At 45.1% G+C, this 20584-nt stretch carries 11 protein-coding genes, 1 tRNA gene and 1 pseudogene; 6 read left to right on the top strand and 7 right to left on the bottom strand.

The window, feature by feature from the left end; genetic code table 11:
* Positions 1 to 15 precede the first annotated feature (15 nt).
* Positions 16 to 3075 carry a SusC/RagA family TonB-linked outer membrane protein gene (locus tag FDF36_RS13550; RefSeq protein WP_220391671.1) on the bottom strand — a complete coding sequence of 1020 codons (3060 nt, stop codon included), beginning with the start codon at positions 3073 to 3075 and terminating at the stop codon, positions 16 to 18.
* A 396-nt stretch (positions 3076 to 3471) separates the two neighbouring features.
* Here FDF36_RS13550 and FDF36_RS13545 point away from each other — a divergent pair.
* A tRNA-Leu gene (locus FDF36_RS13545) sits at positions 3472 to 3553 on the top strand.
* Between the two features lie 293 nt (positions 3554 to 3846).
* On the opposite strand, the gene FDF36_RS13540 is transcribed toward FDF36_RS13545, so the two are convergent.
* The 3 genes from FDF36_RS13540 to FDF36_RS21310 all read right to left on the bottom strand — a co-directional run bounded on the left by FDF36_RS13540 (position 3847) and on the right by FDF36_RS21310 (position 6327).
* On the bottom strand, positions 3847 to 5367 hold the full coding sequence (locus FDF36_RS13540) for a Gfo/Idh/MocA family protein (RefSeq protein ID WP_409013159.1): 1521 nt from the start codon (positions 5365 to 5367) through the stop codon (positions 3847 to 3849).
* A gap of 117 nt (positions 5368 to 5484) precedes the next feature.
* Positions 5485 to 5637, bottom strand: a complete 153-nt coding sequence (locus FDF36_RS13535) for a hypothetical protein (RefSeq protein WP_220391669.1) — start codon at positions 5635 to 5637, stop codon at positions 5485 to 5487.
* 255 nt (positions 5638 to 5892) lie between these two features.
* Positions 5893 to 6327: a transposase gene (locus FDF36_RS21310; protein ID WP_259281445.1), complete on the bottom strand. Its 435-nt coding sequence runs from the start codon at positions 6325 to 6327 to the stop codon at positions 5893 to 5895.
* Positions 6328 to 6553: 226 nt separating this feature from the next.
* Here FDF36_RS21310 and FDF36_RS13525 point away from each other — a divergent pair, with 226 nt between their 5' ends.
* Positions 6554 to 7810, top strand: coding sequence for a DUF3472 domain-containing protein (locus FDF36_RS13525; RefSeq protein ID WP_032540347.1), 1257 nt, complete (start codon positions 6554 to 6556; stop codon positions 7808 to 7810).
* A gap of 139 nt (positions 7811 to 7949) precedes the next feature.
* Here FDF36_RS13525 and FDF36_RS13520 read toward each other — a convergent pair.
* Together FDF36_RS13520 and FDF36_RS13515 are read right to left on the bottom strand one after the other, a co-directional pair.
* Positions 7950 to 8168, bottom strand: a pseudogene (locus FDF36_RS13520) (META domain-containing protein); the annotation flags it as partial.
* 981 nt (positions 8169 to 9149) lie between these two features.
* Positions 9150 to 9503 (bottom strand): hypothetical protein, encoded by a 354-nt coding sequence (locus tag FDF36_RS13515; protein ID WP_022012553.1) that lies wholly within the window; start codon positions 9501 to 9503, stop codon positions 9150 to 9152.
* Between the two features lie 1561 nt (positions 9504 to 11064).
* Here FDF36_RS13515 and FDF36_RS13510 point away from each other — a divergent pair.
* On the top strand, positions 11065 to 11865 hold the full coding sequence (locus FDF36_RS13510; protein WP_259281444.1) for a Fic family protein: 801 nt from the start codon (positions 11065 to 11067) through the stop codon (positions 11863 to 11865).
* A 161-nt stretch (positions 11866 to 12026) separates the two neighbouring features.
* Here the strand turns inward: FDF36_RS13510 and FDF36_RS13505 are convergent, their stop codons facing one another.
* Positions 12027 to 13136 carry a hypothetical protein gene (locus tag FDF36_RS13505; protein ID WP_220391668.1) on the bottom strand — a complete coding sequence of 370 codons (1110 nt, stop codon included), beginning with the start codon at positions 13134 to 13136 and terminating at the stop codon, positions 12027 to 12029.
* A gap of 429 nt (positions 13137 to 13565) precedes the next feature.
* Between FDF36_RS13505 and FDF36_RS13500 the strand changes: the two genes are divergently transcribed.
* The 3 genes from FDF36_RS13500 (at position 13566) to bglX (ending at position 20567) form a co-directional block, all read left to right on the top strand.
* Positions 13566 to 16634, top strand: a complete 3069-nt coding sequence (locus FDF36_RS13500) for a SusC/RagA family TonB-linked outer membrane protein (protein ID WP_220391667.1) — start codon at positions 13566 to 13568, stop codon at positions 16632 to 16634.
* 11 nt (positions 16635 to 16645) lie between these two features.
* Positions 16646 to 18166 (top strand): RagB/SusD family nutrient uptake outer membrane protein, encoded by a 1521-nt coding sequence (locus tag FDF36_RS13495; RefSeq protein WP_220391666.1) that lies wholly within the window; start codon positions 16646 to 16648, stop codon positions 18164 to 18166.
* Between the two features lie 100 nt (positions 18167 to 18266).
* Positions 18267 to 20567, top strand: a complete 2301-nt coding sequence (gene bglX, locus FDF36_RS13490) for a beta-glucosidase BglX (protein ID WP_220391665.1) — start codon at positions 18267 to 18269, stop codon at positions 20565 to 20567.
* The last annotated feature ends 17 nt before the right edge of the window (positions 20568 to 20584 follow it).

Genomic DNA, 20584 nt, shown 5'->3' with positions numbered 1-20584 from the left:
ATAATGATGAATGAATTAGAAAGTTATCTCAACCCCAAAATTGAAGGTACGCATGGGAGGAGCCTCACAGAACACCTCACCATTAACCGGTACTTCAGGATCATACTGTTTCCACTTGGCCCATGTCAGCAGATTACTTCCTGAGAAGTAGACACGTGCATTCTCTATCAGTGCCTTTTGTACCCATCTGCCGGGAAGTGTGAAACCAAGTGTCAGGTTCTTGAGGCGGATGTGATCGGTACTGTGAATATAGCGGGATGAATTTTGTGGACCGGCTCCCTGTTCCAATACAAAACGGGGTACATCAGTTCTATCTCCCGGCTTCTGCCAACGATCCAAAGCATATACAGGCAGGTTGTATGACTTTTCTTTACTACCGTCAGTTTCTATCAGAGTACCTGTCTTGTCAAAAGAATATCCTCCCAGCGAATAGGTAAAGGTAAGTCCCAGATCAAACCACTTATAAGAAAGGATGTTAGTAAACCCTCCCGATATCTTAGGATCAGCAGATTTATACGGAATAGCTTGTGCTTTAGAAGCATCATCAGTCATCTCCCTATTATAATTCCCCTTTTCATCTTGCGTATTGAGATAATAAAGCCCTTTCCCGGTCGACGGGTCTACTCCGGCAAACTCTTTCACATAGAAACTATTGTAAGGAAGTCCTATTTTATGAATAAACCAAGAGCCCTCGATAGATTGCTTTATATCTCCGTCCAGTGCCACGATTTTATTACGGTTATGTGTCAAGTTCAACACCGATGTCCAGTTGAAGTCAGGACCGGCAAAATTAATTGTACGCAGTTCGAACTCCACCCCTTTGTTGTTAAGCTGACCGATGTTTGCAAGATAATTCAGAAAACCGGTAGTGGAACTGATAGGGCGATTATAAAGCAAGTCCTTTGTATCGCGGTTGTAGTATTCGAGATTCACAAAGATACGGTCAATAAAAGTCAGGCTAAGCCCAATATTCAGATTATAGTTCTTTTCCCATTTCAGTTTGGGATTGGCTTGAGCAGACTCGTATGAACCTGCTGCCCCCATATAGTTCTGCCCATAACTGTATAACCCCATATATCCGTAAAAAGCTCCCGGCTGATTACCATTGACACCATAAGAAGCACGGATTTTCACATCGTTCAATACCGGCTTCACAGCCTCCATAAAAGGTTCACTACTCAGATGCCACATACCGGAAACAGACCAGAAGTCTCCCCACCGGCTTTCCGGAGCAAGGCGTGAACTGCCATCGCGGCGATAACTGCCTGCAATGTAATAACGATTATCGTAATCATAGTTCAAACGGGACAGGTAAGAAATCATTCTGTATGCCTGTGTAGAAGAAACAAAGCTCTTCAGCACAGCGGCATTATCCGGCTCAAGCAACACATCCGAGGGGAGTTTAGCCTTCTCTCCCATAGCTTTATCACTCTGATAGCTTTCCAATTCATAGGCAGCCAAAATATCAAGGTGATGTTTAGCGGCAAATGTGTGGGTATAGTTGAGTGAAGTAGACGACAATAACTTACCATATTCGGTAAACCCCTTTGAGGTCTGAGCATCACTTCCGCTCTTGGGGCCTGCCCCGCTAAGCGGATTCAAATAGCGGGAATCTTTCTGCACAGTATAGTCATAGCTCAGGGTCTCTTTCAGTTTCAATCCTTTGATGATATCTACCGAAGCATAACCGGTGGAAAACATACGTGTCATACGACTGCGGTTATAGTCGGTACGGATGTCACGAAGCGGATTCACATTGGTACCTATGTAAGACCCCACATAGTTGCCCGAAGCGTCACGCACAGGCATAGAAGGTGTGGCAGACACAGCAACACAAAGGAAGGGATTGATATTGGAACCGCGCTCCTCGTTCATCTCCTGACTTATTTGGGTGAACATCATGTTACCTCCTACCTCGACACGGCTACCTATCTTATGTGTCATGTTCAGGCGGGCAGAGTAACGGTCCAGATTAGAATTCTCGACCAAACCTTCCTGACGGTTAAAGCCGAGAGAAGCATAAAAAGTAGTTCGCTCGTTACCTCCGGAAGCCGTCACCTCGTAGTTTTGATTATGAGCGGTTCGGATCAGTTCTTTCCTCCAGTCCGTATATCCCAGTTCCGGTATCCCTGCATATGTATCAATATTGGCGTTTGCATATGCTTCGGGAGATTGGAGTCCCTTGTCTACTGCAGAGTTGTAAAGACCTTCATAAATCATTTCACGGCGTTGTTCACCGTTCAATGTGGGACGGAAGTTGACAGCTGCATTAGAAAAGCCTCCGCTCGCGCTCAAAGTAACTTTAGTCCGCCCTACCGCTCCTTTTTTGGTAGTGATCAGAATCACTCCATTCGCGGCACGCGAACCGTAAAGAGAAGCGGCGGCGGCATCCTTTATCACTGTAATATTCTCAATATCGGCAGGATTAAGGGTACTCATTACATTTGTTTTCGCATTGTTCATATAGGCAGCATCGGCCCCCGTACCGGCTCCCATACTGCCGGAAGTGACCGGTATACCGTCAATCACAAAAAGAGGTTCATTGGATGCATTGAATGAACCCATACCACGGATACGGATACTCTGGTTAGCTCCCGGCTGGCCGGAACCGGAAGTTATATTTACCCCCGTGGTCATACCTTGCAACTTCTGTTCTACAGAAAGTACCGGTACGTTTTTCAGCATGTCGGCCCGTAAGGTGTTAGCTGATCCGGTAAAGGATGACTTTGAAAAATTTCCGTATCCGGTCACCACTACTTCATCCAGATTAAGTGATTCGGGCTGCAACACCACATTCAAGACTCCATTCTTCGGCACTTTGACCTCAGACGATTTCATTCCTATATAGGATATGACAAGGATTTTATCTGATGGTTCTATTTTCAAAGTGTAACGGCCGTCCATGTCCGTTACCACTCCCCTTCCCGGTACCCCTTTTACAGCAACCGTAGCTCCGATAAGCGGCTGTTTATCCTCCGATGACGTCACTAAACCTTTTATTTCCAACTGTTGTGCTTGCACATGTATACCACACATACACAACAATACAATTAATATCGCTTTCAAATTTCTCATTGGCTAATCCTTTTAAATCTACAAATACCTATTTGTATTTATACTCCAATAATTATACCTCAAAAAACATTGGTGAAGTAAACAAATCATAAACATCAGTATATAAAAGAATTAAGTCTTCAAGAAAAGTTCAAAAAGAAAAGACGGATTGTAGAATTGTTCCACATTTATGAGGAGTAGTTCTACAACCCGCTTTACAAAACATCGATGTCACAAAACAGGAACCAAGCATTAAGGCAGATATGCTGCAAGAAGACGAAATGAGAGGAAAAGCTACATCGATAGAGATCGCCCGCAGATTCCTCAGTGAATAACTTTATTGCTTATAAATTTGTAAAATCGGAAAAAGTATCTATCTTTGCAGCGCAAAACTCCAAACGAGTGAGCATTTAGTGAGCGGATGTGGCGTAATTGGTAGCCGCGCCAGACTTAGGATCTGGTGTCTCGCGACGTGTAGGTTCGAGTCCTATCATCCGCACAAACTTTCAATATTTTACAGACAGAAACCCGCTAAAACTGTAGTTTTAGCGGGTTTTTTATTTGTAACAGATAAGTCATCCGAAAATACAAACACAAAATCGGTGACTAATTCGCCGCTACCCGTCAGGTATAAAATAAAAGATGGAGAAAGAGAGTAATATCCCTTTCTCCATCTTTTTTGTATGGGTATACTTGCAGTAACCTTACGCCATACTTTGTGTTTCATTGCTTGAAACAAAGTGTATCATTGCTTGGGACGCTTCGTATCAAGTAATGATACCAAACGCCCGCTTACTTCTTAGCTTTTTTCTTAGCAGCCTTTGCTTCTTTCTTAGCAATCTTTGCCCATTCTTTAGCACCTTGCTCTTTCAGTTGAGCGGTTGCTTCTTTCGCAACTTTCTCAGCCTCAGCTTCATCAGCTTCGCTGGCAAACGCGTGTTTGAAACCTTTCACATCATTCCAATGTCCACGTGTAAAATCGGGGAAAGCAACAGCAGCGCAGCCGTTATCCATTGAAAGTGCGCCCAATTCGGCAAGACAGCACCATTCAGCCAAGTCGTACACGTCCATATCCAACGGAAGTCCGTTTTGCAGGCAGTATACCAGACGGCTATCCATGATAAAGTCCATACCACCATGTCCGCCAACTTCTTTAGCCATTTCACCGTATTTCTTCAAAATGGGGTGCTGATATTTTGCAACCAATGCATCCATTTCAGATTTAGGCAAGAATGAGTGAGTACTCAAGTTATCCACTTTCGGTTGCACGCCCGAAGCCTTCATTTGTTTAGCATCCACTGCGTAACCTTCTACCGGATATTTATTGGCAAAACCTTTAGTACCCGTCAACTGATACAGGCGGTTATAAGGTTGGGGATTCATCACATCGTGCTGTATCTCAATCACTTTACCGTTAGCAGTACGAATCAGTGTTGTAGTATGGTCACCGTTGCGGAAAGAATCACATTCCTCACCGGTAGCTTTCTTCACATGTTCGCGTCCACTCACCGATTTGGTATCCATAGCTACCAGCGTAGTCATGCGGTCGCCACGATGAATATCCAGTGCTTGTGCTACCGGGCCAAGGCCATGAGTAGCATATACGTCGCCACGGTTTTCCTTGTTGTAGCGCAGACGCCAGCCTAACTTGTCCTCTTTACCGTTTTTCCAGTAATAATCCCAGAAATCATCCAGATTGTGGATATATGCACCCTGTGCACGCAGCACTTCGCCGAATACTCCTTGCTGAGCCATATTCAAGGTATTCATTTCGAACCAGTCATAGCAGCAGTTTTCCAGAATCATGCAGTGCTTACGAGTCTGCTCGCTTAGGTTGATTAGTTCCCAGCATTGTTCCAGGTTCATAGCAGAAGGCACCTCGATAGCGGTGTGCTTACCGTTTTCCATGGCACATTTAGCAACAGGAAAGTGATGGTCCCAATCGGTAGCGATATATACCAGGTCGATATCTTCACGCTTGCATAAATCTTCGTATCCCTTTTCTCCCGAGTAAATAGCTGCCGGCGGCAAACTTGCTTCACGCAAATACTTTTGGCATCTTTCTGCACGTTTTTCTTCGTAATCGCACAATGCCACGATTTGAACACCGGGGATATGAGTGAAACGTTCCACGGCACCCGGTCCGCGCATTCCCAAACCTACGAATCCCACGCGGACTACCTTTAACTTCGGTGCGGTCAATCCGATGACGGGTTGTTGTTCGGCAGGACGTTCGGGGGTGTCCACGATGATAGTTCCTTTTTCCCAGTGCCACTTTGTGGAGGGTGATAACGACTGTGCACTAGCAGGCATAGAGAAAGCAAACAGGGCAAATGCTACGCAAGCCCCGAGAATCATTTTGTTGATAATACTCTTCATTGGTTAGTAGTTTAATATCGGTTATTAATTACACCTACAAAGATAATCATTTTACGGATGATTAAATAAGAAAAAGACAGATTTTGCTACATCAATAGCAGATTCTTGTTTGCCGGATAAAGTATCTTCGGTTCTGCAGCGTTCTGCCCATGCTTTTTCCATTGAATAGAAGTCGATGGGAGCATCCTCTTTCTTACCTTCCAACACTTGTTGCTTCTGGAGAGTGGTTGTTACGTATTGTAAAGCTTATTCATATAACGGTAGACGTCATGAAGGGCCACATCCCTGTTGCAACGCGTTTTCAAGTAACCCACAGTGGCCAACTTGCTCATTGGTTCGCATACTCTTGCAATGGAGAGATCACGAAGCATATCATCATCAATACGATTGAACCCAATTGAATCATAAATGCGCTCAAGTATCAGAAATGGACCATTGAGTAACACTGTATTAATGTTGTCAAGGACTCCTTCTGCAATCAGAGACGCAAGTTCTCTTTTCGGTCGTGATCTGAAAAGTCAATCTCCATCTGACCGGTGTGTCTGGAAATCCATTACTAGCCTGCATCTCGAGACCTTTAAGAACTTCTTCGTCAGAGGAAGCACCAAAAGACTTCTCCAACTTATACTTCCCATTGAGTTTCGAGACAACCTGCACGCTGAAGGTGCCGCTTTTATTGGGTTTCCTGCGGATAAACATACCCAAAGATAGCGAAATTGTATTCCAAGGGGCGAAGCCTTTGGGAAGCATACGCCACTGGCAGGCGGTCTTTACTAAGTAAAAAATGCCATTAAAGATAGAACGAAGAGAATGTTTACGCTTACGTTCTTTGTCATCTAAAAGATTTTCTATAACTTGCCACTGTTTATCAGTCAGGTCGGTACAATATCCCATTTTATTACTCTTTAAATATGATTTGGTCGTTATATTTAAAGATAAGAAATAGATTAAGAACTACCAACTGATAAACTTTTAAATGAAATCGAAACAGTTTCTAAAACAAATGTTATTGATTCTGGTTCGATAAAGAAAATCAATTCTTAACTTTGCAGCATTGCATTATACAACGAGTTATTTATCAATATCAGAAATACACATAAAATCAATCAATGACATCAACATGAAAAATCTATTATGTCTATTTGCATTATTACTATGCACCACTGCATTTGCGCAGCCTCAACAACTTGTCGTAGGAGTTTCCGGCAATGGTTATGTAACCCGTCAGCAAGACGGTGCCCGAATAACTCAAGAAGGAGTTTCGCACTGGACCAATCCTAAAAGTATCGTTAGCATTTACTTCTATTTGCATCAACCTACAACAGCCGATTTGTCACTTTATGCCAAAGGACACTCTGAAATCAAAGTCAGTTATGGGAAAAAGAGTTTCAAAGTTAATCTGCAATCGGATGATTTCACCAATGTACCTGTAGGGAGCATTGATATACGCCAGGCAGGGTATGTGCGCATCGACTTGCAAGGTGTGGCTAAAGAAGGCGAGAGTTTCGGAGAAATCAAGCAATTGATAGCAGACAACGTTACAGGTAAAAGTAATTATGTGAAAGACTTCTCAGACTATTGGGGACGTCGCGGTCCTTCCGTTCATATGGGGTATGCATTGCCCGAAGGTGACACCGAATGGTTCTACAACGAAGTCACAGTGCCCAAAGAAGGCGAAACAATGCATAGCTACTATATGGCAGCCGGCTTCGGTGAAGGTTATTTCGGGATGCAATACAACTCTCCTACAGAACGCCGCATTCTTTTCTCTGTTTGGAGTCCTTTTGACACACAAGACCCTAAAACGATTCCGGATGACCAAAAGATTAAATTGCTACGTCAAGGAAAAGATGTACATATCGGTGAGTTTGGCAACGAAGGCTCAGGAGGACAAAGTTATTTAAGATATCCTTGGAAGGCTGGCAATACATACAAATTCCTGATGCATGTCAAACCGGATGGAAACGGAAATACCACTTATACCGCTTACTTCTATGCCACAGATGAAAAAGAGTGGAAATTGATAGCCAGCTTCTTACGCCCCATGACCAACACATGGTACAAACGTCCTCATAGTTTCCTTGAGAATTTCAGTCCGGAACAAGGATACTTGTCGCGTGAAGTTTTCTTCGGTAACCAATGGGCACGCAGTAAAGAAGGTAAATGGACCCGGCTCACTGACGCCGTCTTCACACACGACGCAACGGCAAGCGCCAAAGTCCGCCTCGACTATCAAGGTGGAAATACTAAAGATAACCGGTTTTATCTGAAAATGGGAGGCTTCTTCAACGAATCTGTTCCGATGGGAACAAAGTTCTATTGTAAGCCAACGGGTAAAGAACCGAAAATTGACTGGGAAGCATTGGAGCAACTATAACATCTACTTCTACTCTTTACAAATTGAGAAAGAGTACTCCCCAAACAAAAATCGTCCTCGCTACAACTTACTGTAACGAGGGCGATTTCATAATCTCAAGGCTTACGTAAAAAAGGAAAGCCTTATTATTCTGTGATAATTACTTTTCTAGCACAACAGCCAATGCGTTATTAGCATCATACAACCCGATACCTCCACCAGACAATACACCAAACGATCTCACTTCATTGATGGCTTTCAGTATCTTAATCTTACCTTCCGTTTCCATATCAGGGCAAGCCATCATCATGCCGGCTACTCCCGGGAAAGAAATAGATTTTGCATTATCTGCGTTGGTTTCGAAACCTCCATTAATCAGTGTTAACGCCTTTTGCAGGTTGTCAGGTTCTTGTACGCAAATAACAAGTCTTTTGCATTTAAAGAACTTGTTATTCACATCCAAAGAACAAGCTTTAACTCTGTGTTAAAACAAAGCTTTTGAGGACGGAAATCTTACTTTTTAAAGATGTTGATTTTCAGATGGTTTAGTCTAAAATTCGCTTCTTCACCTCACGGATGGACTCTTCGGGGAAAAGCCGGGATACTTGCTTTTTTGTCAACTATAAACGAGGACTTACACTTCCGAAAACGGAATCAGATTCCATGAGTAAAAGAAAATTTACCACCAAATTTGACGAAGCCCCCCCAAAAAAAACATTTCGATCTTCCATCTTCCACCTTTTAATGTTTATCTATTTAATATACAACATTATAGATTGGTGGAAGATAGCGTTTTCAGCCCATCTATCTTCCACCCTCATCTTCCATCTTCCACCCGCCGATTTAATAGCACACCAAGAGTTAACTACCTGATTGACAAAAGAAAGAAAAACATTACCTAAGCAGATAGGCCGTTTAGAGCATTTTGTTTTTCTTAAGCATCTAACCGAAAATGGTATAATATTCACCTCGTCCCGCATACCCGGGCTGATGAGCCCAGGTATCGAAGCCCGTCAGCCCGGGTACGCGGGCTCATGGGCTCGGGGAGGCGGGCTGAGATAAAGAAGGTGACATTCGCCATAAAGAACTTAGATACAACCCATTAAAGAGTTTACTTTTTAAGGTACCAACTGGATTGTTTCTTCCTGATTATTACTTTATATTGATCTGAAAACTCAATCTTCTTACCCATAGTTGACCTTAAGGTCAAACCCAATAGTATCGTTTAGTCCGCTATTCGCAAAACAAAAAGAGAACCGCTGTCCTCCGGGGGGTAGAGTGACAGCGGTTCGGCGAGCTAACTGGTTGAATAAATGGATTTAGATTCAAAGTCAATTATAAAAGAGAATTTAATATAGCACTATAGTCCGTCTATAATGACAGATGTTTTGTGATAACGGCTCTTTTTGCACATTTGGTTGATTCGGGGTTTATATTTAGAAGTAGCATAGGCATAACTTGGGGTGACTTTCAAGCGAGAATATTTCACTTTGTGAATTTCCAAAAGAAGTTCGGCCACATAGACAATCATTTCTGAACGTTCGACCATGCAGGGGGAGCAGAAACTTTCTAAATATTCATAATCCCGGGTAGAGAGTGTATAATGCAGAATCTTTTTACCTCGCTGAAAAATATATTCCAACTTATACCAGCCGCTTGCGTTGGTTTTGCGTCGATGGAAATACAAGATTTTGATAGTAGATTGTTCGCCCATAGCACAAACGTATAATCGGGCAGGGAAAAATGAACGGCCCTGCTTAACCCGCTTGCGCTATAATCACTATCATTTGCAGAGCAAAGAAATGTATATATGCTAACCCATTACGGTATTAGTCCCGGGAGCAGAACCGTTTTATCCAGAAGCTGCGGACATAAATAGATTATGCCCGTAGCTAAAGTAAGACAAAGAACATACAAGTCTTCATCTCTGCCAGTAATAGTTAATTATAACGCATTACAAAGATGGTGATTATTTTTGAATTACCATAGCAAACGGCTAAAAAATGTACAATGAAACACTTTTATTGATAGGATTGTTTGCTGAACGTCCTTTGTATAGGGGAGATTTAATGAAAACAGAACGGTTCTGCTGACCCGCTGCACTATCAGACATTCGATGCAGAAACAAAGAAAGAAAAATATGCCGACCCATTACAGTATCAGGCACGGGAGCAGAACCGTTTATCTAAAGTTTTTAAATAGCTGTTTCTCAGCAGCCGCCAAGTAACCAGCAAGGCCGACGCTACAGGAAACGTACAAAGGTGCACATAATTTCCGGTATCACCAGCGCAGCCCCTACACATTTTTTTCCTTTTTTCTTAAACATCCATCAGGACACGGACGGGCAGCCGGCAATGAATTTCGGCAGAAAATACCGCACGACGCAGGAGCGCAGGATATTTTGTGCTGAAATAGCGTAGCGATCATTGATGGATGGACGGCTGCGCCCTATCTTCGTGCGGGAAAAGAGGAAAAAGACATGTTTACCGGCTTCCGTCGTCTTCCGGATTGAAGATATAGTTGTATTCGGTGATCGTCATGCAGTCAAACGGCGGTTCGGGCTTGAGTAGCGTGCGGCAACTGGGCACAATCTGGGTTTGATTGCTGTGTATGGCTTCATCTATTATGTTTTGATATTGCCGGATGATTTCTTATTGTCCTACAATGGCATATATGCTGATGATCCATGTACTAATCACCAAGCAGTAAGCGGCTTTGTGTGGTAGGCCGAGAAAGTTTTGTTTGCCGTAATTTTCCATATAGACAGATTTAAAGAGGGACGTGCCCGTATTAGTGAATATAATTCTCAGAGAGGGAAGCGGCATCAACCCAGCAAAGCAATTATAAACCTAAACGGACACGCTTATTGAGTTGTAAGGATACAACGCAACCAGTCCGTTTAGTCGTTGCTTTGCTTAGAAAAAATTGCCGCTTTTTCTCAGAGTCTTGACTAAACGTAATAAAAACAAGGTGCTCTCTCGACAGAGAGCACGGAGCAAAGATACATAAATATGTAGAAAGAAAAACGTGTTTCTTTTGCATAACCGTGTGCATATATAAAAAAAAACGTGTTTTCTTTATATATCTCTATGAACGTATAAAGAAAACGCATCTTTTTTTATATATTTGTGCGTATCATCTTTATAAACGCACAAAAAGAAATGTATCAAATTCCCACGTTACCACTCCATACGGCTATTACCGCTGCCACTAAGGAGGTGCAAAGCTATTCGGAAGCATTGATACACGGTTTTGAGTTGGTTAAGTAACATGGGTTGCTGACCTGTAACGACATGATTGAAATTTATAGGAGAATCAAGCACAATCAGGCAGGCTATCGGGTAACACCGGGCACGGCTCTTATCAATGACCGTACGGGGGAAGCGGTATATGAACCGCCTCAGAGTTATGATGAAATAGTGTCCTGTATGTCTAATCTGGAAAAGTTCATTAATGACGATTCGGTTAGCGATCTGGACCCGCTGGTTAAGATGTGCATCATTCATCATCAGTTTGAGAGTATTCACCCGTTTTCTGATGGTAACGGCAGAACGGGGAGAATCATCAATATCCTGTATTTGGTTATTCAAGGCCTGTTGGATTTACCGGTGTTGTACCTGAGCCGCTATATCATCAAGAACAAAGGAGAATATTATCATTTGCTCCAAGCCGTCAGAGACAATCAGGAGTGGGAAGCATGGGTTCTGTTTCTCCTGAAAGGATTGGAAGAAACGTCTCAGGAGACAGTTGAACTTATCTTGAAAATGAAGTCTTTGATGATGGAATATAAAAAGGGAATCAGGGAGCAATTTCCCAAAATCTATTCGCAGGATTTGCTGAACAACCTGTTTAAGCATCCTTACACAAAAATAGATTTTGTATGTGATGAACTGGGCGTATCACGTCCCACTGCCACTTCGTACCTCAATCAGTTGGTTGATGCGGGCTTTCTAACTAAAATGAAACTGGGACGGGATAATTTTTACTTGAATATGAATCTGTTCGATTTGTTGATAAATGCTTTTCATGTTGATATAAACGAAGCCAATAGCCAGCAGGTAGAAACAATCGGATAAGCTCCACAGTATAAACGATTTCGCCCGGATGATGGAAATATCATTCGGGCGAATTGTTTATGCCCGGTTCATTCAAGGATATATATATAAAACATACAACTTCTATCAAAAATCTATTAAAGTATTGACATCTTTATAGATAGCTGCCACAAGCTTCCGCTTTATTGCTGGTAGCGTGTGGATTCGGTCACATCTTTCACACACCGCAAAAGCCCCTGCCCCTTTTTCCGTGGAAATCCGGCAGTCCGCGGACCACTTCCCGTATAGGAATCCCCCGAATAAAAATCAAGCATCATAGCGAAAGCATTTGCTGGAGTCGTATTAGGAGAAGTATTCGACGACCAGTATAATTTATTTAAGTTATAAGGTGTTGAAGCCGTTCCCCCAGGCCACACATAGTTTATATTCGCAATATTATTTGTCAGAGTGCTAACATCTCCCCACAATGGAAGCACTCCGGGATATTGTTCACTCATGCGGGGATATCTCGGTGTCGAGATCGTTACATTCGATCCGCTTCCACTTACCGCATATGTATAATTCGGATTTACAGGAGTAGTACCGCCAACTCCTGCACCCATAACCCAAAGTTGTGTCAATTCGAGTGAAGTCGGAACGCGCCAGGTACCCAAGTCCTTTTTATCGCTCCGCTCCGAATAGGCATTACATCCGGTACGAGTCGTATTTACTGTTGGAGTAGCAGGGTCAGTTCCTGAAGGAGTTACATACCCCAAAGCTTCATACCAGTTCATCGTGTAGCGTGTAACTGCATTGTTTATTACCGGATTCCCATTTTTATCACAATCGTTTTTCGCTACTCTGATAAGGGTATAAGGTTTGCGCACCGTATGATAGTTGCTTGTGAGGGCCGTATAAGGTTCTCCCGTACGAAGTGATATGGATACTACACCACGTGGTTGAAATCCTATTACTCCTCCATAATTCCACATTTCCTGATTTACAATAACGGGGAATGCCCCAGTCTGAAAATAAGGATAAGTCTTTATATTAGGAGCTATCTGCAACGGATAATAAACAGGACTTGTCGGGGTAGACAAACTGGCTACCGGGAACGGGTAAGTACGATCCGGCTCCATCAGACAACGTGAATATCCTTGTGTGCTGATGCTGGTATACGTCTGAGCTTCACCATAGTTGGCGTATGATATAGCACGAGCCTGGTTTGAGTTGCTTGTTCCTCCAATCAACTGTGTCGAACTCCAGAATAGTCCGGTCGGATAAGTACGGGCATTGAAATAAATACTTATCATCTGGAGCTGGTTCTGAGAAGGTAAATAGTAGATGGTTTTCGTTACAGCATCGAGTGTTATACCATTTTCGCCATTTGAACACCATCTATCATAAAAAAGTTTTCTAATATCATTGCTTATTTTATCCAGCCTAAACAATTAACAATTAGATAATAAACGCAACTCAAAAAGCGATTCAATTAAAGCACATAATTCCATACAATTATATAAAATCCAACAACCATCATAAGGTAAATATATCATAATAGAAACTTCTTCTACATTAGTCGGATTCCAAGTCCGGCATATGTTAAAAGTGCAGGGAGTCTCCATCCGTTCACATCTTTTTCGACATTTATTTGTTTCATTGGGTACTTTTGCCGTCGATATAACTATCGAGTATCTGAAAGAGAGCTGGCAGAAGGTGTGTTAAATCAAAATAGTTATACAATGGTAAAATTTAATGCAATGAAGACTAAACCTTTACGACTTCTTCGGCAGAAGAGAGCCTTATGGCTAAAAAGTGTATTTGTCCTGACTTGCCTACTGCTGAGCGCATCGGTGGCCATGGCTCAAACGAAAACAGTGACAGGTACTGTTACAGATTCATTTAACGAGCCCCTGATCGGTGCATCTATCCAGGTAAAAGGCACTTCTACCGGAGCTGTGACCGATATGGATGGCAAATACTCCATCTCGGTAACGCCCAACGATGTACTCGTGTTCTCGTATGTAGGATATGAAAAGCAGGAAATCAAAGTGGGGCAGCAAACTGTGATAAATGTCACGCTTAAAGACGACTCACAAATGCTTGCCGAAACAGTAATTATCGGTTACGGTAGTGCCAAGAAGCGTGACCTGACCGGATCTATTACCAACATCAAGGGTTCGGAGATAGCCAACAAACCGGCAACCAACCCATTATCGTCCCTCCAAGGAAAGATAGCAGGTGTGCAGATCGTCAATTCCGGACAAGCCGGTGCCGACCCGGAAATACGTATCCGCGGTACGAACTCTATCAATGGTTACAAGCCTCTGTATGTTGTGGACGGACTGTTCAACGACAATATCAACTTCCTGAATCCGGAAGATATCGAGTCGATGGAAGTATTGAAAGACCCTTCCTCACTGGCCATATTCGGTGTGCGTGGTGCCAACGGTGTGATCATCGTAACTACCAAACGCGCCAAAGAGGGACAGACGCTGGTCAACATCAACACCTCTTTCGGCTGGAAGAGCGTAGTAGACAAAATCAAAATGGTGAATGCGCCACAGTTCAAGGAACTCTATAACGAGCAGATGGCGAATCAGGGAAACACCCCATTCGACTTCAGCAACTGGAACGCAAATACGGACTGGCAAGACGAAATATTCCAGACCGGATTCATCACGAACAATAACATCAGTATCACAGGTGCTTCGGAAAAACATAGTTTCTATCTCGGTGTGGGCTACTCGCACGAACAGGGAAACATCAAGCATGAGAAGTATAGCAAAGTGACGATCAATGCAAGTAATGATTATAAAATCACCAAAGATATCAAAGTGGGATTTCAGTTCAACGGGGCACGTATGCTCCCGGCCGACAGCAAAACGGTTCTGAACGCTATCCGTACCACTCCGGTAGCTCCGGTATATAACGAAGAATACGGACTATATACTTCATTGCCGGAATTCCAGAAAGCACAGATGACCAATCCGTTGGTCGACGTAGATCTACGTGCCAACACCACCCGTGCCATCAATTACCGTGCATCGGGCAGCATTTACGGTGAAGTGGATTTCCTGAAACATTTCACATTCAAGGCAATGTTCTCTATGGACTATGCCACCAATGACAGCCGGACTTACAAACCGATTATCAAGGTATATGACGCAACCGTAGCCGGGAATGTCGCTACGCTCGGAAACGGAAAAACAGAAGTGAGCCAGAACAAGCAAAACGAAACCAAGGTTCAGAGTGACTATCTGTTGACTTACCAAAACAGTTTTGCCGACGGTACACACAACCTGACTGCCACCGCCGGTTTCACAACCTATTATAATTCGCTCAGCGGACTGGATGCTTCGCGCGGACAGGGCATCGGGCTGGTGATTCCGAACAATCCCGATAAATGGTTCGTCAGCATCGGCGACCTGGCTACAGCCACCAACGGAAGTACACAATGGGAGCGCACCACCGTATCTATGCTGGCACGCGTCATCTACAACTATAAAGGTAAATACCTGTTCAACGGTTCGTTCCGCCGCGACGGTTCTTCAGCTTTCGCATATACCGGCAACCAGTGGCAGAACTTCTACTCTATAGGTGCCGGATGGTTGATGACCGAAGAGGAGTTCATGAAAGATATCACGTGGCTGGACATGTTGAAACTGAAAGGTTCGTGGGGTACATTAGGTAACCAGAATATGGATAGGGCTTATCCGGCAGAACCGTTGTTGGAGAATGCTTTTGCCGCCGTATTCGGCAAACCGGCTATCATCTATCCGGGTTACCAACTGGCTTACCTGCCCAACCCGCGCCTGCGCTGGGAAAAAGTAGAAGCATGGGAAACCGGTTTTGAAACCAATATGTTCCGTAACCGTTTCCATTTCGAAGGGGTATACTATAAGAAAAATACCAAAGACCTGCTTGCCACTGTACCCGGTTTGTCGGGAACCGTGCCGGGTATCGGAAACCTCGGAGAGATTGAGAACAAAGGTGTCGAACTGATGGCTTCCTGGAGAGATCAGATCGGTGACTGGGGATACTCTGTCAGCGCGAACCTGACCACTATCAGCAACAAAGTGAAAAGTCTGGTACAGGATGGATACTCCATCATCGCAGGCGATAAGAGCCAAAGCTATACAATGGCAGGCTACCCGATCGGTTATTTCTACGGCTATAAAGTAGCCGGCGTTTACCAGAATCAGGCTGAAATCGATGCTTCCCCGGTGAACACATTGGCAACCGTCACTCCGGGCGACCTGAAGTTTGCCGATGTAAACGGAGACGGAAAAATCACACCGGACGACCGTACAAAAATCGGTGATCCGACTCCGGACGTGACATACGGCATCAGCCTCGGACTCTCATATAAGAACTGGGAACTCAGCATGGAAATGATGGGACAAGGCGGCAACCAGATCTATCGTACCTGGGACAACTATAATTGGGCACAGTTCAACTATATGGAACAACGTCTCGACCGCTGGCACGGAGAAGGCACTTCGAACACACAACCCCTGCTGAATACAAAGCATGCCATCAACAGCGAGAACTCCGAGTACTTCATCGAAGACGGCAGCTTCTTCCGCATCCGTAACCTGCAACTGGCCTACAGTTTCGACAAGACTTTGCTGTCAAAGATACGCATGCAGGCCCTGAAGGTTTACGTCAACATACAGAACCTGAAGACATGGAAGCACAACACAGGTTACACACCGGAAATCGGTGGATCGGCCATTGCTTTCGGAGTGGACAACGGGACATATCCGGTACCGGCAGTCTATACATTTGGTATTAACTTAACATTTTAACGAAGCAGAGTATGAAACTAAATAAATACATTTTACCCATTGCATTAGCTGTATCGGCTCTGAGCTTCAGCAGTTGCAACGATTTTCTGGACCGTCACCCACAGGGACAGTTTACCGAAGACGATAATCCCGGGGCACTTGCCGAAGGAAAGGTCTTCAACATTTACACCATGATGCGTAATTATAACATCACCGCCGGTATCCCCGCCTTTGCCATCGAATATTTCCGTTCGGAAGATTCGGAAAAAGGAAGTACTGCCAGTGACGGAGCCGATCAGGCTGCGATGTACGATGATTTTCAGTACAACGCCAGTAACGGACTGATCAAAGCCTACTGGAGTCAGAACTACGCCGTCATCTATCAGTGTAACGATGTTATAGAGACGATTGAGAAAGGTAACCTGACGGAAGAGAACGACCTCCGGAATAAGGGTGAAGCTCTTTTCTTCCGTGCTTATTGTTACTTCAACCTGGTTCGTGCATTCGGCGAAGTACCGTTGGTCACTTTCAAAGTGAACGATGCCTCGGAAGCAAACGTACCGAAGAGCACCTCCGAAGAAATTTACAAACAAATCGACTCTGACCTGACACAGGCCGAAGGGCTCTTACCCCGTCAATGGCAGTCCGCTTATCTGGGACGACTCACCTGGGGAAGTGCCCGTGCACTGCATGCCCGCACATATATGATGCGCAATGACTGGCAGAACATGTATACCGCTGCGACCGATGTAATGAATTCAGGGCAATACAATCTGGATACTCCTTATGATATCATCTTCACCGATGAAGGGGAGAACAGCAGTGAGTCGGTATTCGAGTTGCAATGTGCATCTACTGCCGCTCTGCCGGCAAGCGATAAAATCGGCAGCCAGTTCTGCGAAGTACAAGGTGTACGGGGTTCCGGCCAATGGGACCTCGGCTGGGGATGGCACATGGGAACAGAGCTGATGGGTGAAGCATTCGAACCGGGCGACCCGCGCAAAGATGCTACGCTGCTTTACTTCCGTCGTTCGGATACTGATCCGATCACTCCCGAAAATACCAACAAACCTTATGGAGAGTCTCCGGTATCTCAAGCCGACGGTACTTATTTTAACAAGAAAGCTTATACCAACCCGGCACTCCGCGAAGAGTTTACCCGACACGGTTTTTGGGTAAACATCCGTGTCATCCGCTATGGTGACGTAGTGCTGATGGCAGCAGAATCGGCTAATGAGTTAGGGAAAACAGGCGAAGCATCGGGTTATCTGGAAATGGTACGTGCCCGCGCCCGTGGCAACAACCTGGATATTCTGCCCAAAGTGACTTCATTGGATCAGACCGTACTGCGTGATGCCATCCGCCACGAACGACGGGTAGAACTGGGATTGGAATCGGGACGTTTCTACGACCTGGTACGCTGGGGTATCGCTTCGCAAGTGCTCCACGCTGCGGGCAAAACGGGTTATCAACCCAAGAATGCCTTGCTGCCGCTTCCACAGGACGAGATAGATAAATCAAAAGGCGTATTGGTACAGAACCCGGATTATTAAGAGCACACCACAGAGTAACACAGAGTCCCACAGAGATTTATATATCCCGTAGAGATTAAAACTCTGTGCCTCTGTGGTGAAGTAAAAAACATATACAGTTATGAACAAAAAATATTCTTTACTCATTCTGCTTGCACTTTTACTCCCGTTAGGGCTGCAAGCGCAAAAAGCTCCTCAGGACATGGACCGTTTCCTCGACAATCTGCTGAAACGGATGACCCTGGAAGAAAAAATAGGGCAGCTTAACTTGCCGGTAACAGGTGAAATCACCACCGGACAGGCTAAAAGCAGCGACATCGCCGCCAAGATAAAGCGAGGTGAAGTAGGCGGATTATTCAACCTGAAAGGGGTGGATAAAATCCGTGACGTACAGCGCCTGGCCGTAGAGAACTCCCGCTTGGGTATCCCTCTGCTCTTTGGGATGGACGTGATTCACGGCTACGAAACCATCTTTCCTATCCCATTAGGGCTTTCGTGTACCTGGGATATTCCGGCTATCGAAGAATCGGCACGTATCGCCGCCGTCGAAGCCAGCGCCGACGGCATTTCGTGGACCTTTAGTCCGATGGTGGACATCAGCCGTGATCCCCGTTGGGGACGGGTATCCGAAGGTTCGGGCGAAGATCCCTTCCTCGGTGCACTGATAGCCCGGGCCATGGTGCGCGGATATCAGGGAAAAGACATGAACCGTAATGATGAGATCATGGCCTGCATCAAGCATTTTGCTCTGTATGGAGCAGCCGAGGCCGGGCGGGATTATAACACCGTAGATATGAGCCGCCAACGAATGTTCAACGATTATATGCTCCCCTATCAGGCCGGTGTAGAAGCCGGGGCAGGTAGTGTAATGGCTTCTTTCAACGAAGTGGAAGGTGTGCCGGCAACAGCCAATAAATGGCTGATGACCGATGTGTTGCGCGGTGCATGGGGATTTAATGGTTTCGTGGTAACAGACTTCACCGGAATCTCCGAAATGATAGAACACGGAATCGGAGACTTGCAAACCGTATCGGCACGTGCCATCAATGCCGGAGTAGATATGGACATGGTAAGCGATGGTTTCGTAGGCACATTGAAAAAATCTGTTGAACAAGGCAAGGTATCGGTCGAAACGGTCAACACAGCTTGCCGGCGTATCCTGGAAGCCAAATACAAACTGGGGCTGTTTGACAATCCCTATAAATACTGTGACCTGAAACGTCCGGCACGCGACATCTTCACCAAAGAGCACCGTGCCGTAGCCCGGAGAATTGCAGGAGAAAGCTTCGTACTGCTGAAGAATGAGGGACTTTCACCTGCCCTCGCACCTGTACTTCCCCTCTCTCCTACCAGTACTATTGCAGTGATCGGCCCTTTGGCCAATACCCGTTCGAATATGCCGGGCACATGGAGCGTAGCTGCCGTACTGGACAAAAGCCCTTCTTTGGTAGAAGGTTTGACCGAATGGGTGGGCAATCAGGGAAAAATACTTTATGCCAAAGGCAGTAACCTGATCGGTGATGCTGGTTATGAAGAGAGGGCAACCATGTTCGGCCGTTCGCTGAACCGCGATAACCGTACGGATCAGCAAATGCTGGACGAAGCGCTGAAAGTAGCTTCACAAGCGGACGTGATTGTTGCCGCATTGGGCGAATCGTCGGAGATGAGCGGTGAAAGCAGTAGCCGCACCAACCTCAATCTGCCGGATGTACAGCACACTCTGTTGGAGGCTTTGCTGAAAACAGGCAAGCCGGTAGTTCTCGTCCTGTTTACAGGCCGTCCGCTGGTACTCAATTGGGAACAGGAACATGTTCCTGCGATCCTGAACGTATGGTTCGGAGGTTCCGAAGCCGGTCCGGCTATCGGAGACGTATTGTTCGGCGCAGTCAACCCGGGCGGAAAACTGACCATGACTTTCCCGAAAAGTGTAGGGCAGATCCCACTTTATTATGCACACAAGAATACCGGACGACCGCTGAAAGAAGGCAAATGGTTCGAGAAATTCCGCAGCAACTATCTTGACGTGGACAATGATGCTCTCTATCCGTTCGGATACGGACTGTCGTACACGACCTTCCAATTTAGTGACATCACTCTGAACCGGTCGTCTATCGGAATGGACAATGAACTGGTAGCCTCCGTCACCGTAACGAATACCGGGGACCGTGCCGGCAGTGAAGTGGTGCAACTCTACATCCGCGACTTGGTGGGCAGTGTCACCCGCCCGGTCAAAGAACTGAAAGGATTTGAAAAGATCTATCTGCAACCGAATGAATCAAGAACCGTCCGCTTTACAATAGCTCCGGAAATGTTGAAGTTTTACAATGCCGACTTGAAGTTTGTAGCTGAGCCGGGCGATTTCGATGTAATGATAGGACCTGACAGCCAGAACGTGAAAACGGCACGGTTCACGTTGCGTTGAATCGGCTACACAAGGGA

It is taken from the genome of Bacteroides fragilis (genome assembly GCF_019583405.1).
Lineage (GTDB): Bacteria > Bacteroidota > Bacteroidia > Bacteroidales > Bacteroidaceae > Bacteroides > Bacteroides fragilis_B.
The sequence above is the reverse complement of the archived record's forward strand: the minus strand, read 5'-3'. Positions and strand labels throughout refer to the sequence as shown.

What these genes read in the sequence shown, in the direction of transcription:
- FDF36_RS13495 (WP_220391666.1), top strand. Translation starts at nt 16,646, where the DNA reads ATGAAACTAAATAAATACATTTTACCCATTGCATTAGCTGTATCGGCT.
- FDF36_RS13500 (WP_220391667.1), top strand. Translation starts at nt 13,566, where the DNA reads ATGGTAAAATTTAATGCAATGAAGACTAAACCTTTACGACTTCTTCGG.
- FDF36_RS21310 (WP_259281445.1), bottom strand. Translation starts at nt 6,327, where the DNA reads ATGGGATATTGTACCGACCTGACTGATAAACAGTGGCAAGTTATAGAA.
- bglX (WP_220391665.1), top strand. Translation starts at nt 18,267, where the DNA reads ATGAACAAAAAATATTCTTTACTCATTCTGCTTGCACTTTTACTCCCG.
- FDF36_RS13505 (WP_220391668.1), bottom strand. Translation starts at nt 13,136, where the DNA reads ATGATAAGTATTTATTTCAATGCCCGTACTTATCCGACCGGACTATTC.
- FDF36_RS13525 (WP_032540347.1), top strand. Translation starts at nt 6,554, where the DNA reads ATGAAAAATCTATTATGTCTATTTGCATTATTACTATGCACCACTGCA.
- FDF36_RS13540 (WP_409013159.1), bottom strand. Translation starts at nt 5,367, where the DNA reads ATGCCTGCTAGTGCACAGTCGTTATCACCCTCCACAAAGTGGCACTGG.
- FDF36_RS13515 (WP_022012553.1), bottom strand. Translation starts at nt 9,503, where the DNA reads ATGGGCGAACAATCTACTATCAAAATCTTGTATTTCCATCGACGCAAA.
- FDF36_RS13550 (WP_220391671.1), bottom strand. Translation starts at nt 3,075, where the DNA reads ATGAGAAATTTGAAAGCGATATTAATTGTATTGTTGTGTATGTGTGGT.